General features: G+C 72.7%; 27 protein-coding genes. 13 read left to right on the top strand and 14 right to left on the bottom strand.

Annotated elements, in window-relative coordinates:
• Positions 1-9: 9 nt before the first annotated feature.
• On the top strand, positions 10-1,284 hold the full coding sequence (locus tag ACFVGW_RS32910; RefSeq protein ID WP_383221709.1) for a VWA domain-containing protein: 1,275 nt from the start codon (positions 10-12) through the stop codon (positions 1,282-1,284).
• Complete coding sequence (locus tag ACFVGW_RS32905) at positions 1,284-2,105, top strand: hypothetical protein (RefSeq protein ID WP_385854530.1); 822 nt, start codon at positions 1,284-1,286, stop codon at positions 2,103-2,105. The genes ACFVGW_RS32910 and ACFVGW_RS32905 overlap by 1 nt, the downstream gene beginning before the upstream one ends.
• Positions 2,106-2,198: 93 nt before the next feature.
• On the opposite strand, the gene ACFVGW_RS32900 is transcribed toward ACFVGW_RS32905, so the two are convergent.
• The 7 genes from ACFVGW_RS32900 to ACFVGW_RS32870 all read right to left on the bottom strand — a co-directional run bounded on the left by ACFVGW_RS32900 (position 2,199) and on the right by ACFVGW_RS32870 (position 10,752).
• Positions 2,199-2,876 carry a response regulator gene (locus tag ACFVGW_RS32900; protein ID WP_385854529.1) on the bottom strand — a complete coding sequence of 226 codons (678 nt, stop codon included), beginning with the start codon at positions 2,874-2,876 and terminating at the stop codon, positions 2,199-2,201.
• Positions 2,873-4,168, bottom strand: a complete 1,296-nt coding sequence (locus ACFVGW_RS32895) for a sensor histidine kinase (RefSeq protein ID WP_385854528.1) — start codon at positions 4,166-4,168, stop codon at positions 2,873-2,875. The genes ACFVGW_RS32900 and ACFVGW_RS32895 overlap by 4 nt, the downstream gene beginning before the upstream one ends.
• A 28-nt stretch (positions 4,169-4,196) precedes the next feature.
• Positions 4,197-5,363 carry an acyltransferase gene (locus ACFVGW_RS32890; protein ID WP_385854527.1) on the bottom strand — a complete coding sequence of 389 codons (1,167 nt, stop codon included), beginning with the start codon at positions 5,361-5,363 and terminating at the stop codon, positions 4,197-4,199.
• Positions 5,356-6,309, bottom strand: a complete 954-nt coding sequence (locus tag ACFVGW_RS32885) for an alpha/beta hydrolase (RefSeq protein ID WP_385854526.1) — start codon at positions 6,307-6,309, stop codon at positions 5,356-5,358. Before ACFVGW_RS32885 ends, ACFVGW_RS32890 begins: the two co-directional genes overlap by 8 nt.
• A 136-nt stretch (positions 6,310-6,445) precedes the next feature.
• Positions 6,446-7,723, bottom strand: a complete 1,278-nt coding sequence (locus tag ACFVGW_RS32880; protein ID WP_383221718.1) for a YncE family protein — start codon at positions 7,721-7,723, stop codon at positions 6,446-6,448.
• A gap of 170 nt (positions 7,724-7,893) precedes the next feature.
• Complete coding sequence (locus ACFVGW_RS32875; RefSeq protein WP_383221720.1) at positions 7,894-8,373, bottom strand: (2Fe-2S)-binding protein; 480 nt, start codon at positions 8,371-8,373, stop codon at positions 7,894-7,896.
• 15 nt (positions 8,374-8,388) lie between these two features.
• Positions 8,389-10,752 carry a molybdopterin cofactor-binding domain-containing protein gene (locus ACFVGW_RS32870; protein WP_385854525.1) on the bottom strand — a complete coding sequence of 788 codons (2,364 nt, stop codon included), beginning with the start codon at positions 10,750-10,752 and terminating at the stop codon, positions 8,389-8,391.
• 179 nt (positions 10,753-10,931) lie between these two features.
• Here ACFVGW_RS32870 and ACFVGW_RS32865 point away from each other — a divergent pair, with 179 nt between their 5' ends.
• Complete coding sequence (locus ACFVGW_RS32865; RefSeq protein WP_385854535.1) at positions 10,932-11,615, top strand: NADPH-dependent F420 reductase; 684 nt, start codon at positions 10,932-10,934, stop codon at positions 11,613-11,615.
• A 42-nt stretch (positions 11,616-11,657) separates the two neighbouring features.
• Here the strand turns inward: ACFVGW_RS32865 and ACFVGW_RS32860 are convergent, their stop codons facing one another.
• Both ACFVGW_RS32860 and ACFVGW_RS32855 read right to left on the bottom strand, forming a co-directional pair.
• Positions 11,658-12,572, bottom strand: coding sequence for a glutamate ABC transporter substrate-binding protein (locus tag ACFVGW_RS32860; protein ID WP_385854524.1), 915 nt, complete (start codon positions 12,570-12,572; stop codon positions 11,658-11,660).
• Positions 12,573-12,749: 177 nt separating this feature from the next.
• A complete protein-coding gene (locus ACFVGW_RS32855) occupies positions 12,750-13,130 on the bottom strand; it encodes a hypothetical protein (protein WP_385854523.1) in 381 nt (126 codons plus the stop codon).
• Between the two features lie 154 nt (positions 13,131-13,284).
• Between ACFVGW_RS32855 and ACFVGW_RS32850 the strand changes: the two genes are divergently transcribed.
• Entirely contained in the window at positions 13,285-13,725 is a 441-nt protein-coding gene (locus ACFVGW_RS32850) for an OsmC family protein (protein WP_385854522.1), read from the top strand.
• A gap of 125 nt (positions 13,726-13,850) precedes the next feature.
• A complete protein-coding gene (locus ACFVGW_RS32845; RefSeq protein ID WP_385854521.1) occupies positions 13,851-14,480 on the top strand; it encodes a type 1 glutamine amidotransferase domain-containing protein in 630 nt (209 codons plus the stop codon).
• A 94-nt stretch (positions 14,481-14,574) separates the two neighbouring features.
• Here ACFVGW_RS32845 and ACFVGW_RS32840 read toward each other — a convergent pair whose 3' ends face one another.
• Positions 14,575-16,020 carry a carboxylesterase/lipase family protein gene (locus tag ACFVGW_RS32840; protein WP_385854520.1) on the bottom strand — a complete coding sequence of 482 codons (1,446 nt, stop codon included), beginning with the start codon at positions 16,018-16,020 and terminating at the stop codon, positions 14,575-14,577.
• A gap of 140 nt (positions 16,021-16,160) precedes the next feature.
• Here ACFVGW_RS32840 and ACFVGW_RS32835 point away from each other — a divergent pair, with 140 nt between their 5' ends.
• Positions 16,161-16,529, top strand: coding sequence for a hypothetical protein (locus ACFVGW_RS32835; RefSeq protein WP_385854519.1), 369 nt, complete (start codon positions 16,161-16,163; stop codon positions 16,527-16,529).
• A gap of 172 nt (positions 16,530-16,701) precedes the next feature.
• Here the strand turns inward: ACFVGW_RS32835 and ACFVGW_RS32830 are convergent, their stop codons facing one another.
• Positions 16,702-17,232 carry a GNAT family N-acetyltransferase gene (locus ACFVGW_RS32830; RefSeq protein WP_383221732.1) on the bottom strand — a complete coding sequence of 177 codons (531 nt, stop codon included), beginning with the start codon at positions 17,230-17,232 and terminating at the stop codon, positions 16,702-16,704.
• 193 nt (positions 17,233-17,425) lie between these two features.
• Positions 17,426-17,797 carry a cupin domain-containing protein gene (locus ACFVGW_RS32825; RefSeq protein ID WP_383221733.1) on the bottom strand — a complete coding sequence of 124 codons (372 nt, stop codon included), beginning with the start codon at positions 17,795-17,797 and terminating at the stop codon, positions 17,426-17,428.
• Positions 17,798-18,069: 272 nt separating this feature from the next.
• On the opposite strand from ACFVGW_RS32825, the gene ACFVGW_RS32820 reads away from it, so the two are divergent.
• The 5 genes from ACFVGW_RS32820 to ACFVGW_RS32800 all read left to right on the top strand — a co-directional run bounded on the left by ACFVGW_RS32820 (position 18,070) and on the right by ACFVGW_RS32800 (position 21,888).
• The gene (locus tag ACFVGW_RS32820) at positions 18,070-18,504 is read left to right on the top strand and encodes a VOC family protein (protein WP_385854518.1); all 435 of its coding nucleotides are present in this window, start codon (positions 18,070-18,072) and stop codon (positions 18,502-18,504) included.
• A 233-nt stretch (positions 18,505-18,737) separates the two neighbouring features.
• Positions 18,738-19,181 (top strand): SPW repeat protein, encoded by a 444-nt coding sequence (locus tag ACFVGW_RS32815; RefSeq protein WP_352189232.1) that lies wholly within the window; start codon positions 18,738-18,740, stop codon positions 19,179-19,181.
• A gap of 212 nt (positions 19,182-19,393) precedes the next feature.
• Positions 19,394-19,750: a DUF805 domain-containing protein gene (locus tag ACFVGW_RS32810; RefSeq protein WP_383221735.1), complete on the top strand. Its 357-nt coding sequence runs from the start codon at positions 19,394-19,396 to the stop codon at positions 19,748-19,750.
• Between the two features lie 201 nt (positions 19,751-19,951).
• Positions 19,952-21,244, top strand: coding sequence for an ATP-binding protein (locus ACFVGW_RS32805; RefSeq protein WP_383221738.1), 1,293 nt, complete (start codon positions 19,952-19,954; stop codon positions 21,242-21,244).
• A 65-nt stretch (positions 21,245-21,309) separates the two neighbouring features.
• Positions 21,310-21,888, top strand: coding sequence for a YdeI family protein (locus tag ACFVGW_RS32800; protein WP_385854517.1), 579 nt, complete (start codon positions 21,310-21,312; stop codon positions 21,886-21,888).
• A gap of 19 nt (positions 21,889-21,907) precedes the next feature.
• On the opposite strand, the gene ACFVGW_RS32795 is transcribed toward ACFVGW_RS32800, so the two are convergent.
• Complete coding sequence (locus tag ACFVGW_RS32795) at positions 21,908-22,408, bottom strand: GNAT family N-acetyltransferase (protein WP_383221740.1); 501 nt, start codon at positions 22,406-22,408, stop codon at positions 21,908-21,910.
• Between the two features lie 140 nt (positions 22,409-22,548).
• On the opposite strand from ACFVGW_RS32795, the gene ACFVGW_RS32790 reads away from it, so the two are divergent.
• Positions 22,549-23,199 (top strand): NADPH-dependent F420 reductase, encoded by a 651-nt coding sequence (locus ACFVGW_RS32790; protein WP_385854516.1) that lies wholly within the window; start codon positions 22,549-22,551, stop codon positions 23,197-23,199.
• 13 nt (positions 23,200-23,212) lie between these two features.
• On the opposite strand, the gene ACFVGW_RS32785 is transcribed toward ACFVGW_RS32790, so the two are convergent.
• Positions 23,213-24,391, bottom strand: a complete 1,179-nt coding sequence (locus ACFVGW_RS32785) for a hypothetical protein (RefSeq protein WP_385854515.1) — start codon at positions 24,389-24,391, stop codon at positions 23,213-23,215.
• A 198-nt stretch (positions 24,392-24,589) separates the two neighbouring features.
• On the opposite strand from ACFVGW_RS32785, the gene ACFVGW_RS32780 reads away from it, so the two are divergent.
• Positions 24,590-26,059: a PP2C family protein-serine/threonine phosphatase gene (locus ACFVGW_RS32780; protein ID WP_385854514.1), complete on the top strand. Its 1,470-nt coding sequence runs from the start codon at positions 24,590-24,592 to the stop codon at positions 26,057-26,059.
• Positions 26,060-26,084: the final 25 nt, after the last annotated feature.

Genomic DNA, 26,084 nt, shown 5'->3' with positions numbered 1-26,084 from the left:
GATCCGCCCATGATCACGAGAAAACGGCTGTCGACCGGGGCCTGCGCGCTGCTCGCCGTCCTGGCCGTCGGGCTGTTCCCGACCGGCGCCGCCGCCGACGAACCGGTGGCGAAGGAATCCCCCAAGGTCGAGCTGGTGCTCGACGTCAGCGGCTCGATGCGTGCCCGCGACATCGACGGCCAGTCCCGGATGTCCGCCGCCAAGCAGGCCTTCAACGAGGTGCTCGACGCGGTGCCCGAGGAGGTGGAGCTCGGCATACGCACCCTCGGCGCGAACTATCCCGGGCAGGACCGCAAGACGGGCTGCAAGGACACCCGGCAGCTCTACCCGGTCGGCCCGCTGGACCGCACCGAGGCCAAGACCGCCGTCGCCACCCTCGCCCCCACCGGCTGGACCCCCATCGGGCCCGCCCTGCTCGGCGCGGCGGAGGACCTCAAGGGCGACGGCAACGCCACCCGCCGCATCGTCCTCATCACGGACGGGGAGGACACCTGCGCCCCGCTCGACCCCTGCGAGGTGGCGCGTGACATCGCTGCCCGGGGCATCCACCTGACCATCGACACCCTCGGCCTGGTGCCGAACGCGAAGATCCGCCAGCAGCTCACCTGCATCGCGGAGGCGACCGGCGGCACCTATACCTCGGTCCGCCACACCGAGGAACTCTCCAAGCGTGTACGTCAGTTGGTCGACCGCGCGGCCGACCCGGTCGTGACCCCGGTGGCCACCGAGGGCACCGCCCGCTGCGCCGACGCCCCGACCCTGAAGCCGGGCCTGTACACCGACCGCGAGACCTTCGGGCAGCACCGCTGGTACCGGGTGGACGTCCTGCCCGGCCAGGAGCTCCGCGCCTCGGTGAGCGTCTCCGCCGACCGCGCCGTGAACAACGACTACGGCGTCCTGCTGCGAGCGGTGACCCTGCGCGGCCGTGAGATCGTCCGTGGCGCCGAGGCGGGCGACGGACGGACGGACGTCATCTCGACCGGGCTGCGCTATCCCAAGCGGCCGGTGGACGGCGCGGACGCGGACAAGCCCGCGGCGGAGACCGTCTGCCTGCAGATCAGCAACTCCTTCTCGGCGCCGCCGTCGGTGAAGACGACGCCCGGTATGCCGGTCGAGCTGGCCGTCGACATCGTCGACGCGCCGGACGAGGCCTCCGACGTGGCCGCGTTCGGTCTCGGCAGGGGCTGGTGGCTGCTCGGTGTGCTCGTCCTGGCCGGTTTCGTGGGCGGTCTGCTGTGGGGCTGGCTGTCCCGCTGGCGCGTCGCCGTCTGGAGGACCAACTGATGCGTACCGTACGCGCGCTGAGCGCCGTCGTCCTGGCGGGAGCCGCCCTGTTCGGACCGGCCGCCGCGCCGGTCCTGGCGGACACGCCCACCCCGAGCGGCAGCGCGAGCGCCGAGGCGACGGCCGGGCCGACCGAGGCCGGCACCACGTTCCGTACCGCCGCCTTCTTCCGGCAGGGTCAGCAGGCCACCGCGGAGGCGTCCACGGGTGACTACCTGTACTGGGTGTTCCCCGCGGACACCGGGCAGCGGCCGACCGTGACCGCCTCGGTCACCCTGCCCGAGTCCGCCGCCCGGCACGGCGCCTCCACCTGGCGGATCGACGTCTACGACGGCCTGCGCCGCCGCCAGCCGTGCATGTACGGGATGCAGTCCAGGTCCGCCGCCCAGGAGGCCACGACCGTGGAGCTGGCGTGCACCCTGCGCCCGGTCCGCCCCTGGGCCGACGCCTGGGACGACGACCCGCTGCCCGGCAGCTACCACGTGCGGCTGACCGTCACGGGCCTGCCCGAGGAGGACCTCGGACAGCCGTTCACGGCCAGGATCGGCGCGACCTCGCTGGAGAAGGGCGGCGCGTACGCGGGCGGCGGCTCGCTCGCGGCCCCGCTCGTGCCCGGCGCCACGACGGAGGACGCGGCCCCGGCGGACACCCCGTCCGTGGTGGAGGCGCGGGCGCCCGAGGACGGCTGGTCCTCGGGCTGGTGGTCCGACCGCTGGATCTGGACGGCCGTCGGCGGCGTGCTCGGCGCGCTGGCCGGCATCGGCGGATACTCCCTGACGAGGGGAGCCGGCCGGCCCTCGCGGGTGCCGCCCGCCGTCTGACACGAACGCGACGACGCGTGAGGCCCCGGGTCCCCCAGGACCCGGGGCCTCACGCGTCGGGCGGGCCCGTGGCCCTGCCCGACGCCGGGCGGTTCAGTTCCCCGCGGGCCGCACCAGACCGATGTCGTAGGCGTGGACGGCGGCCTGGGTACGGTCACGCAGGCCCAGTTTGATCAGGATGCGGCTCACATGGGTCTTGACGGTCTGCTCGGCCAGGACCAGCCGGGCTGCTATCTCGGCGTTGGACAGACCGTTCGCGATCAGGGCGAGCACCTCGGTCTCGCGCTCCGTCAGATCGCCGACCCGGTCCTTGAGCGGGGCGCGGGGAGCGGCGCTGAGCCGGGAGAACTCGGCGATGAGCCGCTTGGTGATGTGCGGCGCGAGCAGGGCGTCACCGGCGGCCACCACCCGTACCGCGTGCGCGAGTTCCTCGGCGGACGCGTCCTTGAGGAGGAAGCCGGAGGCGCCCGCGCGCAGCGCCTCGTAGACGTACTCGTCGAGGTCGAAGGTGGTCAGAACGAGCACCTTGACGGTGGAGCCGGCGACGGAGGTGAGCGTGCGGGTGGCCTCGATGCCGCCGGTTCCCGGCATGCGGATGTCCATCAGGACGACGTCGGGGGCGAGTTCGGCCGACCGGGCGACGGCGTCGTCACCGTCGACGGCCTGGCCCACGACCTCGATGCCGGGTTCCGCGTTGAGCAGCACGGTGAAACCCTGACGGACCATCATCTGGTCGTCGGCGATGAGTACCCTGATCGGGCTGGTCGTCATATGCCTTCCTTGCGAGGTTCGACGGGCAGGGAGGCGGTCACCTCGTAGCCGCCGTCCGGGGTGGGTCCGGCGGTGAGTTCGCCGCCCAGCATGGCGGTGCGCTCGCGCATCCCGAGCAGCCCGTGGCCCAGTCCCGGCGCGAGGGGGGACGGCGAGGGACCGGCGGGCCGGCTCGGTGGTGTGTTGGTGATCCGGAGGGTCAGCCCGGCCGCCAGATGGCCGGTCTCCACGCGCACCCGGGCCCCCGGTGCGTGCCGCATGGCGTTGCTCAGCGCCTCCTGGACGATGCGGTACGCGGAGAGTTCGACGCCCGGCGAGAGCGGACGGCGCTCTCCCGTGGTGACCGCTTCGACGGCGAGGCCGGCGGCGCGGACGTTGTCGAGGAGTTCGTCGAGCCGGTCCAGCGTGGGCTGGGGGTTGTGCCGGACACCGTCGGCGGCCGGGTCCTCCGACCGCAGGACGCCGAGGACCCGGCGCAGTTCGGTCAGCGCCTCGACGGCGTTCTGGCGGATGCCGGCGAGGTTCTCCCTCAGCTCGTCGGAAGGGTTCTCGACCAGGTGGGGGGCGACCTGCGCCTGGATGGAGATGACCGACATGTGGTGGGCGACGACGTCGTGCAGTTCGCGGGCGATCCGGCCGCGCTCCTCCAGCAGGGCGCGCCGTGACCGTTCCTCGGCGGTGATGACCTCCTGGGCGACGAGCTGCGTCCGCGCCACTCGGCTCATCCTGAGCGAGGCTCCCACCACCGCCGCGGTGGCGAACGCGATGGCTCCGCCGCCCAGGTCCTCGTTGTGGGGAAGGCCCGTGGGGACGACGGTGTTGACGAGCCCCGACAGCACGGTGATCACAAGGGTGACGACCGTGACCCGCAGCGGGACCCGCAGGGCGAGGAGCAGCACGACGAAGGTGTGCACCACGATGCCCCAGACGCTCCAGGGCCACACCAGGTCGGGTCCGACGGTCGATTCGCCGACGTTCGCGGTCAGGAACAGCGTGGCCGTCGAGAGCCACCAGGCCGGCACGGGCCGGCTCAGTGCGAGGACCAGAGCGGCGGCCTGGAGGATGACGAGGAGTTGCACCGGCCCCGTGATCACGGTCATCGCGCTGCTGTACTCGGCCATCTTCGCCGCGCCGGCGACGAGGGCGAGCAGCACGACGTGTCCGTGCGGCAGCCAGCCGAACCACGCCTGGCGGGGCAGTGGATCGCGGGCCGTCGTCCAGAGGTCCTCGCGCAGGGCGCGCGGTATCCGCACCAGGGCGCCGACCAGCGACCGCCCGTGTCCCTCCCCCACCTGTTTCCCCCTGTCCGCCGGGTCCAGCCTAGGCACGTCGGATCTCCTCGTTCTCATCGGGTCGCCCCTTGCGGAAGGGGCGGCGGCCGCCCTGTTCGTACGTGCGGAACGCGCCGACGCACACCAGCAGCGCGAGCGCGAAGAGCGGGAGCCAGGCGATACGGGCCAGGACCCAGTCGTATCCGTCGGGCGCGGCATGGAGACCGGGAAGCGGTCCGTGGCCGAGGAGTTCACCGGCGAGAAGCCCGGTGACGGTGACGGCGATCATCGCCGTCTGGTGCCAGAGGAACACGGTCATCGCGCTCAGGTTGACCAGCGCGACCGCCGCCCAGGCGGCGGTTCCGCGCAGGGCTCGGCGCAGCGGGTCGAGGAGCAGCAGTGCCGCGCCGCACTGGGCGATGCCGAAGGTGACGGCGGCGAGCGTGGGCGGGTTCAGGTTGGACACCGGGGCACCGGGCACGCCGACCATGGCGGCGGGATAGCCCGCGAAGAGCACGAGCAGCACGGTTGCCGCGGCGCCGCCGCCGAGCAGGAGCCGGCCGGCCGTGCGGTCGTCGAGCCCGTGACGGGCCCAGGCCGCACCGAGGCAGTACGGCACGAGCCAGCCGGCGGCCACGTTGATCCATCCGGTCCAGGCGGGCCCGTCGAGGCCGAAGCGGATCAGGTCGACGTGGAGGACGACGGCGAGCGGCCACAGCGGGTGCACGCGGGCGACGAGCGGGGTGAGGGCGGTGAGCGCGGCGAAGACGAGCAGGAACCAGAGCGGTGAGAGCACCAGCTTGCCCAGGGTGTACACGGTCTGCCAGGGCACTCCGGAGGCGAGGATCGCGAGCGCCACGGCGGTCCACACCGCGAGCAGGGCTGCGACGGGCCGGAAGAGCCGGCCCAGGCGGGCCGCGAGCCAGGCGCGGTAGGGCTCGCGGCGGGCGCGGGCGGCGGCGAGGCCCCGGGCGGACACCGCTCCGCCGACCAGGAAGAAGACGGCCAGGGTCTGGAACACCCAGGAGACGGGGGTGAATTCGGGCAGGTGGTTCAGGGGGCTGGCGCCGCGCACCGTACCGCTGTCGGCGACCAGGGCGGTGACGAGCCAGTGGCCGAGGACGACGCCGAGGATCGCGAGCGCGCGCAGGGCGTCCAGGGCGCGGTCGCGGCCGAGCGGGGTGGCGGCCTCGACACGGCGTGCGAGGTCACGCATCGGCGGGCTCCCGTCCTTCGGCGATCCGGGCGAGGTTCGCCAGCGGTACGGACCCGGGGACGAGGTAGTCGCTGTGTCCGCCGTCGCCGGCGTCGAAGACCCTGGCGCCGAACTCCGGCGCGAGGGGGTCCGTGCCGAAGCCCAGCTCCCCGGAGGGCAGCGGCAGCCGCAGGTGCGGCACATGGGCGATCCAGTCGGACCGGCCACGCCCGGCCCAGACCGTGGCCGTGGTCCGCAGGTCCGCGACGCTGCCCGCACCGGTCCCGGGGCTTCCGTAGAGGACGATCCCGGCGACGGGGAGCCCGGGTGCCGCCTTGGCGCAGACGACGGAGCCGTAGGAGTGGCAGAGGAGGGTGAGGCGCGCCGCGGGCCTGGCCGACCTCAACTCCGCCACGAAGTCGCGCAGTCCGGGGGCGGCCTCCTCGGCCCGGCCCGGGGTGAGGGCGGCCGCGCTCGCGGTGGCGGGGGTCGGGTAGCCGAGCCAGGCGAGGACGGCGCCGCGCTCGCCCAGCCGGTGCTGGAGGGTGACGGCGCCGTTGCGGAAGCGCTCGCTGCCGAGCGCGGTGTCGGAGCCGGGGACGAGGACGACGATCCGGTCGGCGCGTGCGAGGTCGCCGACGACCTCCACGCTGCGGCCGCCGTCGCGGCCGTCGAAGGCGAGAAAATGGCGGCCCCTGTCCGCCATCGCGTGCAGGGCGGCGGCCCGCCGCCGGTCGCCGTAGTCGGCGGCGGTCCGTTCGGCGGCGAGGACAGCGTCCCGGGTGGCGGCGTACCGCGCGTCGAGGGTGCCGTCGGTGACGGGGGCGAGCGGCCCGAGCACGGGCGGCGCGGGTGCCGGGACCGCGGCGGGGCGGGCGGCGCCCGCGGTCGGCACCGCCACCGAGGCGATGACGAGCGCGGTGAGCAGGGTGCGACGCAGCCGGCGGCTGCGCGGGCGGGACGCCATGGCGTGTCCTTCCGTACCGGAGTGGTTCGTCGTTCCGGTGGCGAAGGTATGGATCACGCGCCGTCGTCGGCGTCCCGCCGGAGGGGACAGTCCGCGGGTAGCTCCGAAGTACTACGAGTAGGGGTGGGGGCGGCCGTCAGCGTGACGTCGGGCCGGTCCATCCGGCGGGGACGCGGGCGAGGCGGACGCGCTGGGGGTGGTCGCCGACGGAGACGGAGGCGACCTTGCGGCCGGTCGCGAAGTCGATCGCCGTCACCCGGTCCGTACCGCTCTCGGAGATGACGCAGGAGCGGCCGTCGCCGCTGACCGTCGCCCAGTAGGGCTTGGACGCCTCCACCAGCGGACCCTCCCGCAGCGTTCCGCGGTCCACGACGGTGGCGTAGTCGTCCATCGTGGCGGCGACGCAGAGCTTGGAGCCGTCGGGGCTCATGGACATGCCGTGGTGGCGCGAGTCGTTGACCCAGGTGGTGCGGTCCGGGTCGGTGGCCGGGTTCTCGGGGAGCGTCTTGACGCGCGTGATCCGGTCGGTGGCGATGTCGTACTCGAGGAAGCCGTTGAAGAACGAGACCTGGAAGTAGAGCTTCGACTCGTCGGGGGTGAAGGCGACGGGCCGGACGGCGTCGGAGAGGTCCTTGCGGCCGAAGGCGTCGAGCCGGGCGCGCATGTCGATGACGCGGACCTGTTCGAAGGTGCGGGCGTCGACGACGGTGATGCGGCGATCGCCCTTGGTCCAGTCCCAGAACGGGTCGTCGAGGGCGGTGGTGACCTCGCCGATGGCCATGTTCCAGAGGTACCGCCCGTCGGCCGAGAAGACGTTCTCGTGCGGCTTGTCGCCGGTGGCGAAGGAACCGACCTGCTTGCCCGTGGTGATGTCGAGCACGTGCACGGTGTTGGAGGTGGAGGCCGAGACCGCCACGCGGGTGCCGTCGGGCGAGACGGCCATGTGGTCGGAGCGGAAACCGGAGACGGGGAAGCGCCAGTTGAGCGCGCCGGTGCGGAGGTCGATGGAGACGACGTCGGCGAAGCTCGGCCGGGAGACCACCATCGCCGAGCCGTCCGGCGTGGCGTACATGTCGTCGACGAACTGGTCGTGGCCCTCGCCGGGGCCCTGGCGGATGCCCAGGAAGAAGGCGAGCTTGAGGGGGTTGAGCCCGATCTCCCACATGCGGCGCTCACGGTCGGGGATGACGTTGATCCGGCCGATGCGCGCGAAGTCGCCGGAGGCCTCGATGACGTCGGCCGTGCCGTCCCAGTTGTTCCCCACGAACATGACCTCGCGCAGCCCCCCGGGAGCCGCCGGTGCGGAGGGCGGGGCGGCGGCCACGGTACCGCCGCCTCCGACGGTGAGCGCGAGGGCGGCGGCGAGCGAACCGAGCAGGAGGCGGCGCGCGCCTCGCGTCCGGGCAGCAGACATCGGTCTTCCTTCCAGAAGGGCATGCGGCATCAACTGCCCTGTTACCCAGGGCAACTTACCCGACAGTAAGGAGTCGCCGCGCCACCCACAAGACTCGGAACGCGTCTGCTGTCACGTGAGGCGTCAGGCGGCGGGGAAGGCGCGCGGGACGCGCCGGTCGCCGGGTCCCGTCAGGGCATGCGGCGGGCTCCCGCCACGATCGCCTCACGGATCCGGTTGTAGGTCCCGCAGCGGCAGATGTTGCGGATCTCGTCGAGGTCGGCCTCGCCGATCTCCCGGCCGGCCTCCCGCGCGGCGCGGACCTTGGCGACGGCGGTCATGATCTGTCCGGGCTGGCAGTAGCCGCACTGGACCACGTCGAGATCCAGCCACGCCTCCTGCATCGGATGCAGCTCCTCGCCCACGGTGGCGGGAAGACCCTCGATGGTGGTGATCTCGTCGGTGGGGGCGATGTCCCCGACCGGGACCGAGCAGGGGTTGAACGCCTTGCCGTTGATGTGGCTGGTGCACGCCTGGCAGACGCCGAGCCCGCAGCCGTACTTGGGGCCCGTGACGCCGAGGACGTCCCGGAGCACCCACAGCAGCCGGACGTCGTCCTCGACCTCGGCCGTGACGGCCTTGCCGTTGAGGATGAAGGTGTGGTGCGGCACGGTGGCTCCTGGGTCCTAGAAGGCGCGGTCGAGGCCGTCGACGGGCGAGGCCGGGATCGGCGGGGTGGTGGGCAGCGGCTCGAAAGCGGGCGGCTCGGCGTGGTTGACGGGGAAGCTCGTCGGCATGGTGCCGGTGGCCCGGCCGTACGCGCAGGCCACGGCGGCCATCGCGGCGGGGACGGCCAGCTCGCCGGCGCCGCCCGGCCGGTCGGAGGTCGGCGGCATGACGACGATCTCCAGCTCGGGCGGGGTGTTCCACTGCCGGGTGTAGAAGTAGTTGTCCCAGCTGCCCTCCAGGAAGTGGCCGTCGCTCAGGTGCAGTCCGGAGGTGAGGGCCAGGGCGATGCCGTCCACGATGCCGCCCGCCATCTGGGCCTCCAGGCCGCGCGGGTTGACGGCCAGCCCGACGTCGACGGCGCACACGACCTTGGTGACGCGCGGGCCGGTGTACGCGTCGTGGATCTTCCGGCCGGTCGTCCCGGGCCGGCAGTCGATCTCGGCGAGTACGGCGACGAACGCGTGGTACTCGGGGTGCAGGGCGATGCCCTGGGCCACGCCGGAAGGCAGGGACCGGCCCCAGCCGCCCACCTCCGCGACCTTGGCCAGGACGGCGCGGGCGCGCTCGTCCTTCAGGTGCCTGCGGCGGAACTCGTACGCGTCCTTGCCCGTCCGCCGGGCCAGTTCGTCCACGACCAGCTCCTGCGCGCAGCGGACGTTGGGCGAGTAGATACCGCGCATGGAGCCGGTGTTGAAGCCCTTGTCCGTCTCGCCGAGCAGCTGGGTGGTGACGCCGAAGTGGTACGGGCTCTGCTGCGTGAGCTGGAAGATCGTCTCGGAGAACGTGAGGTCCCCCACGGGCAGCTGGGCGGCGGCGCCGGTGATGATCTCGCCGAGCCCGTGGCCGAAGTCGGTGGCCACGGAGGTGTGACGCAGCTCGTAGGTGAGCACCTCGCCGAGCGTGTACGTCGCCCGGACCCGCGACGTCGACATGGGGTGCGTACGCCCCTGCCGGAAGTCGTCGGTCCGGTGCCACATCAGCTTCACGGGCTTGCCCATGGCCTTGGAGGTCTCGGCGGCCTCGCGGGCCGCGTCGAAGAAGAGCTTGCGGCCGAACGACCCGCCGCCCTCGGTGACATGGACCTTGACGGCGGAGGGCGGGAGCCCGAGTTCGAGGGCGATCTGCTCCTGGGCGACGATCGGTGTCTTCAGACTCGCCCAGATCTCGGCGGAGTCCGGCCGCACGTCCGCGATGGCGCAGTTGGTCTCCAAGGCACTGTTGCTGGAGAAGCCGAAGGTGAACCGTACGTCGACCGCCTTGGTGAGCAGGGGCAAAGGCGGTACGACGAGCGGGAGTTCGGCGGCACGCAGCTTCCGCTGGACGGTCGCGTCCGAGTCGCCGTCGGCGGTGCCGGGGCCCCAGGTGACCCGGAGGGCCCGGACGGCGTCGATGCACTGCCCGAAGGTGCGGCCGCGGACGGCGACGCCGGTGGAGATCCGTACGACGTCGGTGATGCCGGGCATGGCCCGGACCTCGCCCAGGTTGTCGACGGAGCGGACGGTGCCGTTGATCGTCGGCGGCCGGCAGACCATGGTCGGCAGGGCGTCGGGCACCTGCACGTCCATGGTGAACGTCTTGCGGCCCGTCACGGCCGCCAGGGCGTCGATCCGGCGCTGGGAGGTGCCGATGACCTTGAACTCGGACGTCTTCTTGAGGGCGACCCCGACCGGGGTGTCGGTGTCGGCGGCCGCCTTCGCGGCGAGTTCGCCGTAGCCGATGCTCCGCCCGGTCACCGTGGAGACGACGGCCCCGGCCTTCGCGGTGAGCGACCCCAGCAGCTCTCCGAGTTCGAGCGCGGCGGCACGCAGCAGCCGGCCCCGGGCGACGGCCGCGGCGACACGGACGGGGGTGAACGTGGAGATGGTGGTGTTGGAGGCGCCCGTCATCTGGTTGAACAGCAGCTCGGGGCGGGCGTCGGCGAGGGTCACCCGCACCCTCTCCAGCGGCAGGTCCAGCTCCTCGGCGATCAGCATCGCGGTCGAGGTGGTGATGCCCTGGCCGACCTCGGCCCGGGGCAGGGCGAAGGAGGCGGTCCCGTCCGCCTCGACCCGGATGGTGATCAGGCCGGCGGTGGGCAGGGCGGCGTGCGTGAGCATGTCGTTGAGGTCGTAGATCTCGGACGGCCCGGGCAGCGAGGGCACCAGGGCGGGGTTCGCCGCTGCCGCCGGGGCGGGCGCGAGGACCGCCTCGCCGAACTGGGCGGCGACGGTGAGGGTCGGTGCCGCGAGGACGTAGCCGAGGAAGCGGCGCCGTCCCGTGCCGTCGGCCGCCACGGTCTCCCCGTGCTCCGGATACCGCCGCGCCTCGTCGCGCACTGTCATCGGCTGTCCTCTCGACGCACCTCGAAGTCGTCGAGATCATCGCGCACTTGGTGACCCCTGTCGCCCCGGACATCGCAGGATTCACTCCGGACGCGCCAAGCCCTCACGTCCGGGCGGCAGGGGAGCGGGGAATAGCCCACTCGGCGCCGCGGTTCCGGTCTTGCGTGGCAGCCCGCCGCATCCGCTCGGAAGGACGTTCCATGAAGATCGGCATCATCGGCGCAGGCAACATCGGCGGCAACCTCACCCGCCGTCTCACGGCCCTCGGCCACGAGGTGTCCGTGGCGAACTCCCGTGGCCCCGAGACGCTCACGGCCCTCGCCGAGGAGACCGGGGCGACGCCCGTACCCGTGGGCGAGGCGGCGCGCGGCGCCGAGATCGTGGTCGTGACCGTCCCGCTGAAGGCGGTCCCCGACCTGCCCGCGGGCCTCTTCGAGGGCGCCGCGGAGGGCTTCGCCGTCATCGACACCAACAACTACTACCCGCAGCAGCGCGACGGCCGGATCGCCGCCATCGAGGACGACGGCCTGACCGAGAGCCGCTGGGTCGAGCGTCATCTGGGGCACCCGGTGATCAAGGTGTTCAACGGCACCTACGCCCAGGACATCCTCGACCGCCCGCTCCCGGCCGGTGATCCGGAGCGCATGGCGCTGCCCGTCGCGGGCGACGACGAGGTCGCCAAGAAGACCGTCCGCGCCCTCGTCGACCAGCTGGGCTTCGACACGGTCGACGCCGGCGGCATCGACGACTCCTGGCGCCAGCAGCCCGACACCCCCGTCTACGGCCTGCGAGCCGGAGCGGAGGCGGTGGCGCGGGCCCTCACCGAGGCCTCCCCCGAGCGGCCGGCCCCGTTCAGGGGCTGACTCACCGGTCGCGCCTCGCCGCGGTGTGCAGGCGCCGTGGAGTCAGTCGGCGTACTCGGCCTTCGGCGGACCCCCGGGATGGGCGCCGAGGGTCGGGGCCAGCCAGCGGTTGTACGAGACCATCCAGGGGCTGCCGGCGCCGCCCGCGCGGTAGTCCTCAAGGATCGCGTTGACCCGGCGGACCAGGTCGGTGTCGTCCTTGTTCATGGCGACGCCGTACAGGGAGGTGTCCAGGCGCGGCCCCACGAGCCGGAGCGTGGGGTCCTGGGCGGCGAGACCGGCGGCGAGCGTCGCGTGGGTGAGGATCGCGTCCACGGCCCCCTGCTGCAGCTCGACGAGACAGTCCAGGTGGCTCGACGTCTCCACGGCGACCGCGCCCGTACCCGACGAGCCGAGCAGGGCGACGGCCGAGCTGCCCTTGCTGAGGCAGACGCGCTTGCCGCGCAGCTTCGCGTCGAAGCCCGTGATCCGGGAGTCCTCGGGCACCAGGAGACGGTGGCCGGTCTCGAAGTACACGCTGGAGAAGGCGACTTCGGCCAGCCGCTCACAGGTGATGCTCATGGTGCGGACGATCACGTCGACCTGGCGCGCCTGCAGTCGCGGGATCCGCTGGCTCGGCGGCATGCTGACGAACCGGACCGTGGCCTTCGGACCGAGGATGTCACGGGCGATGGCCCGCACGAGGTCGACGTCGAAGCCGGCCGGCTCCTGCGCGTCCTGGTCCAGCGAGGCCCAGAGGTAGCTGTTGAGATCCACGCCGGCGATGAGATGGCCGCGCTCACGGATGCGCCGCACGGCCTCGCCGTCGACGCGTGAGGGGCTCGGTCCGGCCCGCCGTGGGTCGCAGGAGGGTGCGCGTGCCGGCACGGCGGCGGTCCTCACGGTGGCGGGGCGTGGGGCGTCCGACGGCCCGGCCGTGACGGCGGCCGCGGGCACCGCGGTGAGAAGGGTCGCCATGAGCAGCAGCCAGAGGGCGAAGCGGCCTCGCGACCGGCCCCTCCCCCGCGGTGCCGACCCGGATCCAGCAGTCACACGCCCCACCCCCGCGCAGCCGACTCCCCTCCCCCAAGGCTACGCATTCACCGCCCAACACAGGGACACATACCGGGAGTTGGCCTGGTGTTGACCCAGGTTTCACCGACGCGGCAGGGTTGCCAGGTCCCGCAGACCGGAGAGGTCACGCAGACCGGGCAGGGCCTGCAGCGCGGTCCGGACGGGCCTGGCCGCTCGGACCGGCAGGTCGGGCAGCGCCCGGCGGGTGAGGCCCGGGCGGGTCCGGCCGGACGCCCCGCCCCGGCCCTCACGCGTCGGCCGTACGGCGCGCAGCTGGCAGCGGTCCAGGCGGGCGCGCTGGCCGCCGCTGGTGATCAGGGCGTTCACCGGGGCCATCGGGTCCGCGCCCACGCTCCGCGCCAGCAGCATGCCGACGGCGAGCGGGAGCAGCGCGCCCGCCAGCGCCGCGCCGGTGGTCGTGACGTGCTGCATGCGGCTGGTGCGCCGGGCGTCGGAGATCATGGTGCCATTCGACCAGCGCGACCGGGGGCCGGGTATCGGACGACGTACTCACTCGGGACCTGCCCACGTACTCAGGCGGGGACCGCGGGAGTGCCGGACGCCCCGAGCCGCCGCACGTTCGGACCCGTACGCACACCGAGGAGCCCAGGACACCATGGCCGACTACCGCATCGAGACCCTCCGCACCGGCTACCGGCAGTGGATCGCCCGCAACGACCGAGGTGCGGAGGTGCGCATGGGGGCGGCGGACGACCCGGACGCTCAGCCCTCGTTCACCCCCGTGGAGCTGCTGCTCGCGGCCATGGGCGGCTGCGGCGGCATGGTCGTGGACCGGACGGCACGCGCCGTGGACCACGACGACCTGCGGATCGTCGTGGAATCGGTCTCCGGACCGAAGGACGACGGCCGGGTGGGCCGGATCCGGGTCAGCTACGAGTTTGAACTGCCCGAGAGCAACCCGCGGGCCGCCGACGTCTTCGCGCGCGGGGTGCGGCTCACGCACGAGAAGTTCTGCACGGTGAGCCGCACGGTCGAGCACGGCGCGACGGTGGAGGCCGTCCTGCCCGACGGGACGATCGGCTTCCGGGCGGGCTGAGGGGCGCCGCGCCGGCGAGGCGCGTTCGGTTCCCGTCCCTTCGTTTAGGCGCGTCGCGGGTGGTCAGTCGCGGGAGTGTGGCCGGACCACGGTCACGGCCCGAGACCCGACGGGAGGCGTCGGCTGTGACGCTCGACGGAAAGCGAGTCCTCTTCCTCACGACCAACTACGGTACGGAGCAGGACGAGTTGAAGAAACCTGTGGCCACACTGCGCGAGGCGGGCGCCGAGGTCACGGTGGCGGCGAAGAAGGCCGAGCCCGTCGTGACGGTCGTGTCGGACCGGCGGCCGGGCGAGGCCGTCGACCCGGACACGACGTACGGAGAGGTCTCGGCGGACGCGTACGACGCGGTGGTCGTGCCGGGCGGGACCGTCAACGCGGACCGGCTGCGGACGGACGTGACGGCCCAGCGGCTGGTTGCCGCCTTCGCGGACGCCGGGAAGACCGTGGCCGCGATCTGTCACGGACCGTGGCTGCTCATCGACAGCGGGCTGGTCGCGGGCAAGGAGATCACCTCCTACCCCTCGGTCCGGACCGACCTCGTGAACGCGGGCGGGACCTGGCGGGACCGCGAGGTCGTCGTCGACGCGTCGGGCGGATTCCGCCTGATCACCTCGCGCACACCGGCCGACGTGCGGCCGTTCGCGGAGGCGGTCGCCGAGGCGCTCGTCGCGGGCCGGCCCGGCCCGCAGGGCCCTCGGCCGCGCAGCCCCGAGACAGGACTCACCGAGACGGGGCTCCCCGCGCCGACGTGAGGACGGCGCTCGGGGGGCCCGCTCGGCAGGTCGGCCGAGACCTCAGGAGTCCGCTCGGCAGGTCGGCCGAGACCTCAGGAGTCCGCTCGGCGGGTCAGCCGAGCCAGATCTCGCGGACCCGGTGCAGCGGGTCCGGCTCCACGCGGGGCTCGGCGTCCCAGACCATCGTGGCGCGCTCGTCGGCCGTGTAGCGCGGCCAGGACGCGCCCGGGTCCTGGTCCCGTACGAAAGAGACCCAGGCGTGGTGCATCGCGTCGGCCAGGGCGCGGGGCGGGTTCTCGCCCGCCACTGCGGTGACGCCCTCCGCGTCCAGGAGGTCGAAGGCGTACGGCAGGTCCAGGCAGTGGAAGGCCGTGCCGTTGATGGGCGACTCCCACACGAACTCGTACAGCCAGGTGGGGCACCGGCGCGCCGCGCGGGCGTCGGCGAGGGCCAGGGAGGGGGCCCGGAAGGTGACGTCGGTCAGGGCCTGACCGAAGAGTGCGTCCGGGTCGCCCGCCCCGTAGGCGGTGGTGAACGAGTCGATCCGGTCCTCCGGCAGGCCGAGCGCCCCCAAGAGGACCGCCACGGGCGGACCGCCGGGGCCCGGGGCGGGGAAGGCGTTGAACTCGTGAGCGGTGAAGCCCAGCATGAGCGGGACGTCCGCACCCGCGTCCCCGGTGGTCAACGCGTCGAGGACGGGCTCCGGGATCAGTTCGCCGTCCGCGAAGGGCGCCAGGGACAGCAGCGGCGGCAGGCCCTCGCGGTCCGGGCCGGGTGCGCCCATCCGGTCCTGGAGGTCGAGGAGTTCGTCGTCGCTCAGGTCGCGGAGGGCCGCGGCGCTGGCGGGTACGCCGGTACGCGCCGTGAACAGGCGGGACGCCGCGCGGGCGACCTCGGGGCCGTCGGGGTGCATGACGGCCCCGGAGACGGAGAGCGCGCCGCGGAACAGGTCGCGGGCCGCCGGAACGGCGAGCAGGGTCTGCACGGCGCCGCCGCCCGCCGACTGGCCGGCGACGGTGACTCGGGCCGGGTCGCCGCCGAAGCGGGCGATGTTGTCGCGGACCCATTCGAGGGCGGCGATCCAGTCGCGGACGCCGCGGTTGTCGGGGGCGTCGTCGAGGTGCAGGAAGCCCTCGATGCCGAGCCGGTAGCCGAGGGAGACCAGGATGACGCCGTCGCGGTTGAAGGCCGATCCGTCGTACCAGGGGCTGGCCGCCGACCCCGCCACGTAGCCGCCGCCGTGGATCCACACGAGAACGGGGAGCCCGGCCCCGGGGTCGGTGCGCGGCGTGAAGACGTTGAGGTTGAGGACCCCGGCGCCCGGTACGGAGGGCTCGGGGATCGTGGTGACGTCGGCGAAGGGCCGGCGCTGGGCGGTCGGCCCGTAGGCGGTGGCGTCCAGCGGTTCGGTCCACGGCTCCGGCGGCACGGGCGCCGCGAACCGGAGGTCGCCGACGGGCGGCTGCGCGTAGGGGATGCCGAGGAAGCGGAGGCTCCCGTCGGGCCGGCGCTCACCGCGGACGGGGCCGCGGGTGGTGGTGACGGTGGTGACGGTCATGGGAGCAGCGTCCGGCCGGTGATCGGCTGCGTCAACGCCTGGAGCGTGAAAGGTGACACGTGTCACTTACGCGTGTCATCACCGACTGTGCCTGAAATCGGGTCGCCGTGGGTACAGGTCGTTCGACGCAAGGGGGTCGGGTGACGGGGCTGCACGCGGAGACGGTGGTGGGCATCCTGGTCGTCGCCGCCGGGGCCGGCCTCATGGCGCTGGGCGCCGTCCGCCAGGGACGCGGGGTCCGGTCGTGGTCCCCGGCGCGGGCGTGGGCCGCCGCCGAGCGGGAACAGCAGCGGGTGCTGCGGAGGGCGGCGGGCATGGCGATCGCGTCGGCCCGCGGGGCGGCGGGAGCGGGAGAGCCGGTGATCGTCACGGTCGAGGACGTGCTGCGTCTGGCGGACGAACACTTCGCCCACCCGGACGTGGACCCCCGTCTCGCGGCGGCCGCGCTCCGCGACGCGTACGAACGGGGCGCGTGCGCGCGCGACTGCGTGACGGACGCGTACGGCTGACGGGCCATGACCCGGGAGCCCGGGCCCTTGACGGCGGCACCGACTCCCCGACCGCGCGAAGACGGGGGCGCGGACGGGTCACAAGCGGGCGCGAGGGACGCGCAGACGGCCCGGAAGGGCCGTCAGACGCTGGTTCGCCGTGTTCGCCGTGGGCGCGTCCCGGCCGTCCGGTTCACAGGTCGATCCAGTAGCGGCGCTTACGTCCGATCTCCGTGTCGCGGGTGTCTTCGAGCACCCCGCCGTTGCGCTCGATGGTGCGGGCGGAGGCCACGTTGTCGTCGTCGCAGGTCACCAGGACCCGTTCGAGGCCGAGGGCACGCGCCTCGGGGAGGACTGCCCCGAGAGCCCAGGTGGCGAGGCCGCGCCGGCGGGCGGAGGGCCGGACGCTGTAGCCGATGTGTCCGCCGGCCCGGAACAAGAAGTCGTTGAGTTCGTGGCGCAGATCGATCGCGCCGACGTACGCCCCGTCGTCCACGATCCACCAGTGCGTGGCGTGCACCCAGCCCTGGGCCAACGGCCGTGCCGGGTCGCCCTGTTCCCTCAGCCTGCCGACCCAGGACGCGAAGATCTCGGGCACGGCGAAGGCCTCTTCCTCCGCCAGTCTCATCCCCGCTCCGGACTGATGGGCGCCGGGGTTCCACTCGGCGTGCGCTTCGAGCCAGGAGCGATGAAGGCGAGCTGTGGGGGCGACCAGTTCGGGCATGCGGGCGACGATAACAGGCCAATGCCCCCGTTGATCAGGGCTTTTCGCCAGCCGTTAGGGGGCGGACGTCCAGCCGTGTGCCAGTCCAGCGGTGCGGCGGTGTACCGGTCCAGCGGTGCGGCGGTGTGCCAGTCCGGCGGTGCGGCGGTGCGGCGAGGTGATCTCCTCCCCCGGCCGCCGTCCGCCGCGCCCGTCAGCTCTTCTTCGGTGCCGCGTAGTTCAGGAAGCCGGCCCAGTCCACCACGACGCAGGGCTCCTCGCCGAGGACCCACGCGTCATGTCCCGGCTTGACGGCCATGAAGTCGCCGGGGCCGATCTCGGCCGACTCGCCGTCGTTCATCACGACCTTCATCCGACCGCTGACGACATACCCGACATGCGACGCCTCGCAACTGTCCGTCCCGGCGATGGGCTTGACATGCTGGGACCACTTCCAGCCGGGCTCGAACACGGCACGCCCGACCGGACCGCTCTCCGCGTTGATCAGGTCGAGCCTGCCCTTGGAGTCCTCGAAGGGACGCGTCTCATCTGCGGAGTCGAAGCTCCGGGACACGATTCCGGTCATGTTCGTCCGCCTCCCGGGCGGTGGGACGTTGCAGCACCCGAGTCCATTTCCAGGTTACGCCGGGGGGCTCGGCGGGACCTCTCGCCGCCCGGCCCGGGAACGCCGTTGCCCGCGCCGATGATCATGGGTTAGCGTGCTCGTATGACTGCCGGGTCGGCCATGGGCCGTGAGCGAGTGAGGCACCCGGCCTTGGCGTGACCGCCGCCGGGCGGGCGCGAGGCCCGCCTCGGTCGTCTTCCACGCACGCGTACGCGTTCCTACGCCACGTACGCATGCGACGAGCCCCATCAGGAAGACACCGACGCAGCCTTTCGAGAGGACCCTTCGTGGCCATCGAGCTCAACCACACCGTCGTATACGCCCGCGACAGGCGGGCTTCCGCCACGTTCCTGGCCGAGGTGCTCGGCCTGGAGGTCGGCGCACCCTTCGGCCCGTTCCTGCCGGTGGAGACCGGCAACGGCGTCACCCTCGACTACTACGAGTCGGCGGACGCGTTCACCCCGCAGCACTACGCCTTCCTCGTGCCCGACGAGGAGTTCGACGCCATGATCGGTCGGCTCGAGCGGATGGGGGTCACGTACTACGCGGACCCGAACCACACCGAGGCCGGGCAGGTCAACCACCTCTTCGGCGGTCGCGGCGCCTACTTCGACGACGCCGACGGTCACAACATGGAGATCATCACCCGTCCGTACAGCCGCGGCTGACGACCGGCGCCGCGGCCGACCGCGCAGGTGACACGGCGATGCGCGTGACCTCGGGAAATGTTCATTCAATGATCATTTCTTTGGCGGTTACGCGCATTTCCGTGGCGCTATTTCTGTGCGAATCCCCCATCGGGCACATCTACACATAAAGGCCAGATAAGCGCACAATGAAACCGCGGCCTCACGCCGCAAGCGCGATCAGACGTGCAAGACGCCAGAAGGAGGCGAGTCGTATGTCTGACGTCTCTCACCGTGCCGGTGACATCAGCGGACACCCCGACGCATCGGAAATGCGGGAGCGCTACTCCCGAGTGCTCCAGACCCGTGGTGTCGCCGCGGTCGAGGAATTGATCATCGTGGCCGGCATCTGGGCCGCGATCTCCGCCTACACGGTTCACTTCGCGGGCCTCCACCCTGACCTCGCCCTCAGCAACCTGATCGTCGGCATCGCTCTGGCGGGGCTCGGACTCTGCATGTCGATGGCCCCGGAGCGGGCGCAGGACCTGAACTTCGTCGCCCTGCTCGCCGGCGTGTGGCTGATCATCTCCCCCTGGGTGGTCGCCCGGGACGTGGACACCGGCGCGATCGTCAGCAACGTCATCACCGGCGCGTGCGTCTGCCTCTTCGCTCTCACGGCGGGCGGCCTTCTCATGAGCAAGTCCAGGAGAACGGGATAAAGCTCTGATCCTCTCCCAGAACGGCGCCGTAATCCCCGCACGGGATACGGCGCCGTCGCCGTGCCCCATTCGCACAACCAGTCACATCAGCCACCAACGCCCCACCTCAGGTAACGAATTGCTCCTCGGCGTTTCGGCCACATAAGTTCTGCGTAAGCTTCCTCCAGTGGGACAGGCTCCCGCTCGCATTTCCCAGTCATTGGGGGGACTAAGTGAACTGGTACCTCGACGTTCTCAAGAAGTACGCGGTATTCACCGGCCGTGCGCGCCGCCAGGAATACTGGATGTACATGCTGTTCAACCTCATCGCGTACATCGTGCTGGCGATTCTCGACGCCGTCCTCACCACGGCCCCGCTGCTGACCGCCGTCTACGCCCTGGGCGTGTTCCTGCCGACCCTGGGCGTGACCGTCCGCCGTCTGCACGACACGGGCCGCTCCGGCTGGATGATCCTGCTCGGCCTGATCCCGCTGGTCGGCGGGATCATCCTCATCGTGTTCTACGCGACCGAGGGCAGCCAGGCGGAGAACGCCTACGGCCCGAACCCGAAGCTCGCGCCCGCGTACTGAGCCCGCACCACGACGAAGCCCCCGGAGGATTCCCTCCGGGGGCTTCGCCCGTTCCGGACGCGCACGGGGCGCCGTACGGCCAGTGACGCTTCGTAGCACTTGCCTCGCGCTCCTTGTGCACCGTGGCACACGCCCCGTCTCCTCCCCCGCCCCTAGCCTCGCCGCAACGGTTCGAAATCCAACGAACGAGGGGCGGTACCGGTGAACTGGCTCATCCACGACTACCGCGAGAGCGATCTCGCCGCGGTCGTCCATCTGATCGACACCACGGCCGAACTCGGCCAGGAGTCCGTGTTCTCCCTGGCCGAGTGCATCAGCGCCCTGACCTCCCGCCAGCCCGCCGTCGTCGCCGTCCATCAGGGCGTCCCCATCGGGGCCGCCCTCGCCTGTGTCTCGGGCGAACGGGCCTGGGTGATGCGGATCGCGATCTCCTCCGCCTGGCGGGGCCGTGGGCTCGCCAGCGCCCTGCTCGTCGAGCTGGAGCGGCGGCTGGTGGCAGCGCGGGTCGGACGGATCGCGTACGTCCTGCCCGAGGAGGACCTGCTCGGCGAGGGACTCCTCAACGCGGGGTACACCCGTCAGCCGGCCGTCGCGTACTTCGAGAAGGTCGAGCCGCTGCACGGCCCGGCCGCCAATCTCCTCGACGACCTGGGGGGCCGGCTGCTCCCGGGCGACCTGTGGGCCAAGGTCGCCGGCATGGAGCGGGAGAAGGACCTGATCGAACGGCGCGTCGTGCTTCCGCTGGCCGAGCCCGAGCGGGCGGCGCGGCACGGGGTGCGGCCGCCGCGTGCGGTGGGGCTCTTCGGTCCGCCGGGCACCGGTAAGACGACGTTCGCGCGGGGCATCGCCTCGCGACTGGGCTGGCCGTTCGTGGAGATCCTGCCGTCCCGGCTCGCCGACGAGGGGAATCTCGCCGCCGCCCTGCGCTCGGCGTTCGCGCGGATCGCCGAACTGGAGCGGGTGCTCGTCTTCATCGACGAGGTCGAGGAGATCGCCCCGGTCCGTCAGGAGCCCGCACAGCCCGGTGGTATGCACGGCGTGACCAACGAACTCCTCAAGCTCATCCCGGGGTTCCGTGAGCGGGACGAGCGGCTTCTCGTCTGCGCCACCAACTCGATCCGCTCGCTCGACCCCGCCTTTCTGCGCCCGGGACGCTTCGACTACCTGATCCCGATCGGCACACCGGACAAGGCGGCCCGCGCCGCGATCTGGGCGCGGTACACGGAGGGCCGGACCGACGTGGACATCGACGAACTGGTGACGGCGAGCGATCTGTTCACACCCGCCGACATCGAGCACGCCGCGCGGATCGCCGCCCAGAACTCCTTCGAGCGCGATCTGGTCGCCGTCGGCGGCCGCACCACGGGAGACGACCGGCTGCCCGGCGCGACCACGGCCGACTACCTGGAGGCGATCGGCCAGTGCCGGCCGACGGTGACACCGGAGATGATCACCCAGTTCGAGTCGGACATCACCACCCACGCCCGGTTCTGACGCATCGTCATCGTCCCGGAGACAGGAACCGCCGGTCTGTCGGAGCCGGCGCATATCGTGGTCCCATGGAGCGGTACGAGGGACTCGAACTGATCACCTTCACGAAGACTGCGGAGCTGGAGGCGTGGCTGGAGACCCGCCACGCCGACACGCCCGGGGTCTGGCTGCGGATCGCCAAGAAGGGCGGAGGAGGCGAGTCGCTGACGATTCCGGAGATCCTCGACTGCATGCTCTGCTTCGGCTGGATCGACGGGCAGCGCAAGGGCGGGGACGGGGTGTACTACGTGCAGAAGTACACCCCGCGCAGGGCGGGCAGTCTCTGGTCGCGGGTGAACGTGCGCAAGGTCGAGGCGCTCACGGCGGCGGGCCGGATGCGGACGCCGGGACTCGCCGAGGTGGCGGCCGCGCAGGCGGACGGCCGGTGGGAGGCCGCGTACCCGTCGCAGGCGGAGGCGACCGTACCGGACGATCTGGCGGCGGCCCTGGCGGCCGACGAGCGGGCGCGGCTCTTCTACGAGGGGCTCGGCAAGACCGATCAGTACCTGGTGATCCTGCGGCTGTGGCAGGCCCGCACACCGAAGGGCCGGGCGCAGCGGCTGGAGCGGATGGTGGCGAGGCTGGCGGCGGGTGAGAAGGTCCGGTGAGGGGCGCGGGGCGGAGGGGTCAGCGCCGGCGCCGGTAGAGGACCTGGTGGGCGTCGTGTTCGACGAAGGACGAGGCGTGGGTCATGCCGACGGCTTCGAGGAGCCGCCGGGAGGGGTGGTTCGCCTCCTGCGTCAGGGCGACGACACTGGGCGTGTCGCGGAGCGTGGCGTCGAGGACGGCGGCGACGGCCTCGCGGGCGTAACCGTGCCCCCAGTGCTCGGGCAGGAACTGGTACGAGATCTCCGTCTCCCCGTCCCGCGCCCCGGGCTCGACGGTCACGAGCCCGAGCAGCAGGCCGTCGGCGGCCCGCACCACGGCGTGCACGCCGGGCGCGCCGACGACTCGCCGCTGCCGGATCCGTACGACCTGCTCGGTCACCGGCCCGCCCAGGTGCCGCCGCACGTCGGGGTCGGTCCACAGCCGGGTGACGGCCGGGACGTCGGCCGCGCGCACGGGGCGCAGCAGCAGGCGCTCGGTGCTCAGGGCGTCGGACGGCGCGGAGGAGGAAGAGGCGGGCATACGTACGATCATCTCAGCCCCGACGGTCCGGCCGGGCGCCGCCGGTCGCGACGTAGGCCACCGGGCCTACGTCCGTGCGCCGCGCGGGCCCGACCATCGTCCGATGCGGCACCGGGACGGTGGCGCCTAGCGTCGTGGCCATGCGAATCGGAATTCTCGGCACAGGGAATGTGGGACGGGCACTGGCGGCGGGCTGGGCCCGCGGGGGCCACGACATCGTCCTCGGGTCACGGCGGCCCGAGGACCCGGAACTGCTCACGGAGCTGAAGGAGCTGCTGGACGCGGGGGTTCGGGTCGGTGATCCGGCGGCCGCCACGGCCCACGCGGAGGTCCTCGTGAACGCCACGCCGGGGACGGCTTCGGTGCCGCTCCTGGAGTCGGTCGGCGCGTCCGCGCTGGAGGGGAAGGTGCTGCTGGACGTCGCCGTCGGCTTCCTGGAGGACGAGACGCTCTCGCACCCCGTGGTCAGCCTCGGCGAGGAGATCCAGCGCGCGTTCCCCGCGACGAGGGTCGTGAAGACGCTCTGCACGGTCGACCGGGTCGTGATGGTCGCACCGCAGTCGCTCGAGGGGCCGAGCACGCTCTTCCTCTCCGGCGACGACGCCGAGGCCAAGGAGACGGTGAGCGGTCTGCTGCGCGATCTGGGCTGGCCGCAGGACTCGCTGCTCGACCTCGGCGGCATCGAAACCGCCCGCGGCCAGGAGCACTTCGCCCTCCTCTTCATCGGTATCGCCCTGTCGACGAAGACCTTCGGCTTCGGCATCCGCGTGGTCCGCCCGGCCGCCGCCTAGGGCGCGTTGCGCCCTAGGCGACCGGCCCGCCTCCGGGGGTGAGCGCGGGGGCGGCGGGGCCTTCCATCCTGCGTTGGAGCGCGGCGAGCGCGCCGGCCGTGCGGCCCGGTACGCGGTGGCGCAGCTCGACGAGGGCGGGGCCGAGCGCGCGGGCGCGCGAGGGGTCCGTGATGCGCTCCCACTGGTGGTGCGCCCGGTCCACGGCGCCTTCCACGTCCGGGTCCCGCGGCGCCTGGCCCAGGTCGAGCCTGGCCTGGGCCGCGCCGGTCCACAACTCGCAGCTGCGGGCCGGCTCCCCGGCGAGCCGCGCGAGGTCGGCACGGACCTCCAGCCAGTGCACGGCCTCCCCCGACCGCGGCCCGTACCGCCGCAGCGCCTCCTGCTCCCAGGCCACGGCCACCGCCACGGCCTCCCCGTGCCGCCCCGCCCGCGCGGCGGCGAGAATCGCGGGGTGGGGGTCGGGGCAGGGATCCGGGTCGCGGCCGGCGGCCGGAGCCACCGCCTGAGCAGGAGTGCCCGGTCCACCGTGCGCGAGCGGTGCCGCCGTCCCCGGCGTCAGGTACAGCGCGGGCCCCGGGCCCATCCGGGCGGCCGCGGCCGCGTGCAGGTCCGGGAGCGGGGGCCGGGCGCCCGTGCGCCAGACCGTGGCGAAGTGACGGAGGTAGTCGGGCGTCGCGGGGTCGCCCCGCCTCGGCGCCGGGGCGACCCGCCCGTACAGCTGTACGTCCGGCCCCAGGGAGAGGAGGCCGGGCGTGGAGCCGAGGCGCTCCCACAGCTCCGCGTCCGCGACCAGATCGGCCACCACACTCGTCGTTCCGGGCCGTCGGACCGCGAGTTCGCCGGCGAGCCAGTGCCACGGCAGGCCCGTGTAGCGCAGGGTCGTCGCCGTGCTCCGCGCCAGCGCCAGGTGCGGCAGGTGTTGACGGCGGTCAAGCTGGAGTTGACCCGCGAGGTGGACGGAGAGCGGTCCCGGTGCGGCGGCGGCCGCGCGCACACGCGTCAGGACGGTCTGCGGGTCCAGCGGGTCCGCCAGTTCGACGACCGTCGCCACCGGAGTGCCGGTCAGCGCGCCGGGCGGCACCGCCGCATATGCGGGGAGTACGGACGCCGCGTCGATCGCCCGCCCCCTGCCCGCCGGCGCCGCCGCGAGCAGCAGCGCTGTCCCCACCGTGTCCACCTCGTCGTTCACCACACGAGCACCGTAACCTTCCCACGGTGTGGTTCCGTTACCACCTCGATGGCCGATAATCGACGGGCCGTTGGCATATGTCAGAAGCACCACCGTATCGAGTGTTGCCAAATCCCTTACGGGGTGTCGTCGCCTGTGCAACAGTCGTATCCGGGCCTTGTTCCACCGCTCGCCCGCGTCGCGCCTGTATCGGAGTACGACATGCCGTCCCCTCTCTACGCGGACCGTCCAGCCCAGCCGCCGGAGCCCGGCACCGTGGACGCGCTGATCTCGCAGACCCGCCGTCTGCGCGGTGACGTGGACGCCGTGCGCCGGGACGCGGTCATGGACGAGGACGACCCGACGAACCGCTGGCAGCGTGCGCTCTGCGACCTGGCCGTACATCAACTCGACGATCTGGGCGCCCACTTGGGCCAACTCAAGGCCGGCGTCCCCGACGAGCTTCCCGCAGCGCCCGGCGCCGATGTCATCGAGGCCGAGGCCGAAGGCGTCTCCGACCCCGGTGCCGCCTACGGCGTCCCGGCCCCGCGCACCGGGTCCCTCCTCAGCCGCGTCGGCAGCGCCGAGTGGAACCTGCTGAACGACGAGGTGAGCTGGTCCGAGGAGCTGTACCAGATCTTCGGACGGGACCCCGAGAGCGACCCGATGTCGCTGGACGAGCTTCCTTCGATGGTGTTCGCCGAGGACCAGTCCGTACTCCAGGCGATGGTGACGGACTGTCTGATCGACGGAAAGCCCATCGACGGGGAGTTCCGCATCGTCCGTACCGACGGCCGGGTCCGTACGCTCCACATGATGGGCGAGCCGGTCCTCGACTCCGACGGCTGCACGGCCTCCATGTGGGCCGTCCTGCGTGACGTCAGCGAGCTGCGCCGCAGCGAGCGCGCCGTCCGCGAGTCCCGGGACAGTCTGCAGCGCCGTCGCCACATCGAGCGCACCGAGCGCCGAGTCGCCGTCGAGTTCCAGGAGGCCGTGCTGCCTCCGTGGCGCGGCTCCCTGCGCTTCGCCCACGGCGGCCCGGGCGCCCCGCTCGACGTGGCCGGCCACTACCTGCCCGCCGCCTCGACCGGTCTGATCGGCGGCGACTGGTACGACGCGCTGGCACTCCCCGACGGCGACGCGCTGCTGACGGTCGGTGACCTCACCGGACACGGGGTCTCCGCGACCTCGTCCATGGCGATGCTCCTCGGCGCGCTGCGCGGTATGGCCGTGGCCGGAATTCGCCCTGGCGCCCTGATGAGTCATCTGAACCAACTGCTCGAATCGGCCGTGCAGCCGGCGCTCGGCAGCGCGATGTGCTGCCGTTACGAACCGGTCAGCCAGACCCTCTCCTGGGCTCAGGCGGGACACCCCGCCCCGCTGCTCTTCCGCGACGGGACGGGGCGCGCCCTGAAGCGGCCCGACGGTGTGCTCCTGGGAGCGACGGCCGGGGCCGCGTACGAGGAGGCCGAGATCCGGTTGCTCCCCGGAGACCTGCTGATGCTGCACACGGACGGGCTGACCCGCCGCGGCGGCATGGACGACACGGGTACACAGCGGCTGCTGGCCCTGGCTCCGCGGCTGGCCGGGGCCCGGGACGCGCAGGACTGCGTACGGTCGGTGGTGGAGGAGTTCGGTGAGGCACCGCGCGAGGACGACGCCTGCGTGATGGTGGTCCGCGTCGGCCACTAGCTCGGCACCGGCTGCCGTTCGGCAC

Source organism: Streptomyces sp. NPDC127129 (assembly GCF_042671585.1).
Classification (GTDB): Bacteria; Actinomycetota; Actinomycetes; order Streptomycetales; family Streptomycetaceae; genus Streptomyces.
This window is presented reverse-complemented; position numbering and strand designations above follow the sequence as displayed.

Excerpts from the sequence above, each read along its gene's own strand:
- ACFVGW_RS32910 (WP_383221709.1), top strand. The coding sequence starts at position 10 with ATGATCACGAGAAAACGGCTGTCGACCGGGGCCTGCGCGCTGCTCGCC.
- ACFVGW_RS32905 (WP_385854530.1), top strand. The coding sequence starts at position 1,284 with ATGCGTACCGTACGCGCGCTGAGCGCCGTCGTCCTGGCGGGAGCCGCC.
- ACFVGW_RS32900 (WP_385854529.1), bottom strand. The coding sequence starts at position 2,876 with ATGACGACCAGCCCGATCAGGGTACTCATCGCCGACGACCAGATGATG.
- ACFVGW_RS32890 (WP_385854527.1), bottom strand. The coding sequence starts at position 5,363 with ATGCGTGACCTCGCACGCCGTGTCGAGGCCGCCACCCCGCTCGGCCGC.
- ACFVGW_RS32885 (WP_385854526.1), bottom strand. The coding sequence starts at position 6,309 with ATGGCGTCCCGCCCGCGCAGCCGCCGGCTGCGTCGCACCCTGCTCACC.
- ACFVGW_RS32880 (WP_383221718.1), bottom strand. The coding sequence starts at position 7,723 with ATGTCTGCTGCCCGGACGCGAGGCGCGCGCCGCCTCCTGCTCGGTTCG.
- ACFVGW_RS32870 (WP_385854525.1), bottom strand. The coding sequence starts at position 10,752 with ATGACAGTGCGCGACGAGGCGCGGCGGTATCCGGAGCACGGGGAGACC.
- ACFVGW_RS32860 (WP_385854524.1), bottom strand. The coding sequence starts at position 12,572 with ATGGCGACCCTTCTCACCGCGGTGCCCGCGGCCGCCGTCACGGCCGGG.
- ACFVGW_RS32855 (WP_385854523.1), bottom strand. The coding sequence starts at position 13,130 with ATGATCTCCGACGCCCGGCGCACCAGCCGCATGCAGCACGTCACGACC.
- ACFVGW_RS32850 (WP_385854522.1), top strand. The coding sequence starts at position 13,285 with ATGGCCGACTACCGCATCGAGACCCTCCGCACCGGCTACCGGCAGTGG.
- ACFVGW_RS32840 (WP_385854520.1), bottom strand. The coding sequence starts at position 16,020 with ATGACCGTCACCACCGTCACCACCACCCGCGGCCCCGTCCGCGGTGAG.
- ACFVGW_RS32830 (WP_383221732.1), bottom strand. The coding sequence starts at position 17,232 with ATGCCCGAACTGGTCGCCCCCACAGCTCGCCTTCATCGCTCCTGGCTC.
- ACFVGW_RS32825 (WP_383221733.1), bottom strand. The coding sequence starts at position 17,797 with ATGACCGGAATCGTGTCCCGGAGCTTCGACTCCGCAGATGAGACGCGT.
- ACFVGW_RS32820 (WP_385854518.1), top strand. The coding sequence starts at position 18,070 with ATGCGACGAGCCCCATCAGGAAGACACCGACGCAGCCTTTCGAGAGGA.
- ACFVGW_RS32815 (WP_352189232.1), top strand. The coding sequence starts at position 18,738 with ATGTCTGACGTCTCTCACCGTGCCGGTGACATCAGCGGACACCCCGAC.
- ACFVGW_RS32800 (WP_385854517.1), top strand. The coding sequence starts at position 21,310 with ATGGAGCGGTACGAGGGACTCGAACTGATCACCTTCACGAAGACTGCG.
- ACFVGW_RS32795 (WP_383221740.1), bottom strand. The coding sequence starts at position 22,408 with ATGCCCGCCTCTTCCTCCTCCGCGCCGTCCGACGCCCTGAGCACCGAG.
- ACFVGW_RS32790 (WP_385854516.1), top strand. The coding sequence starts at position 22,549 with ATGCGAATCGGAATTCTCGGCACAGGGAATGTGGGACGGGCACTGGCG.
- ACFVGW_RS32780 (WP_385854514.1), top strand. The coding sequence starts at position 24,590 with ATGCCGTCCCCTCTCTACGCGGACCGTCCAGCCCAGCCGCCGGAGCCC.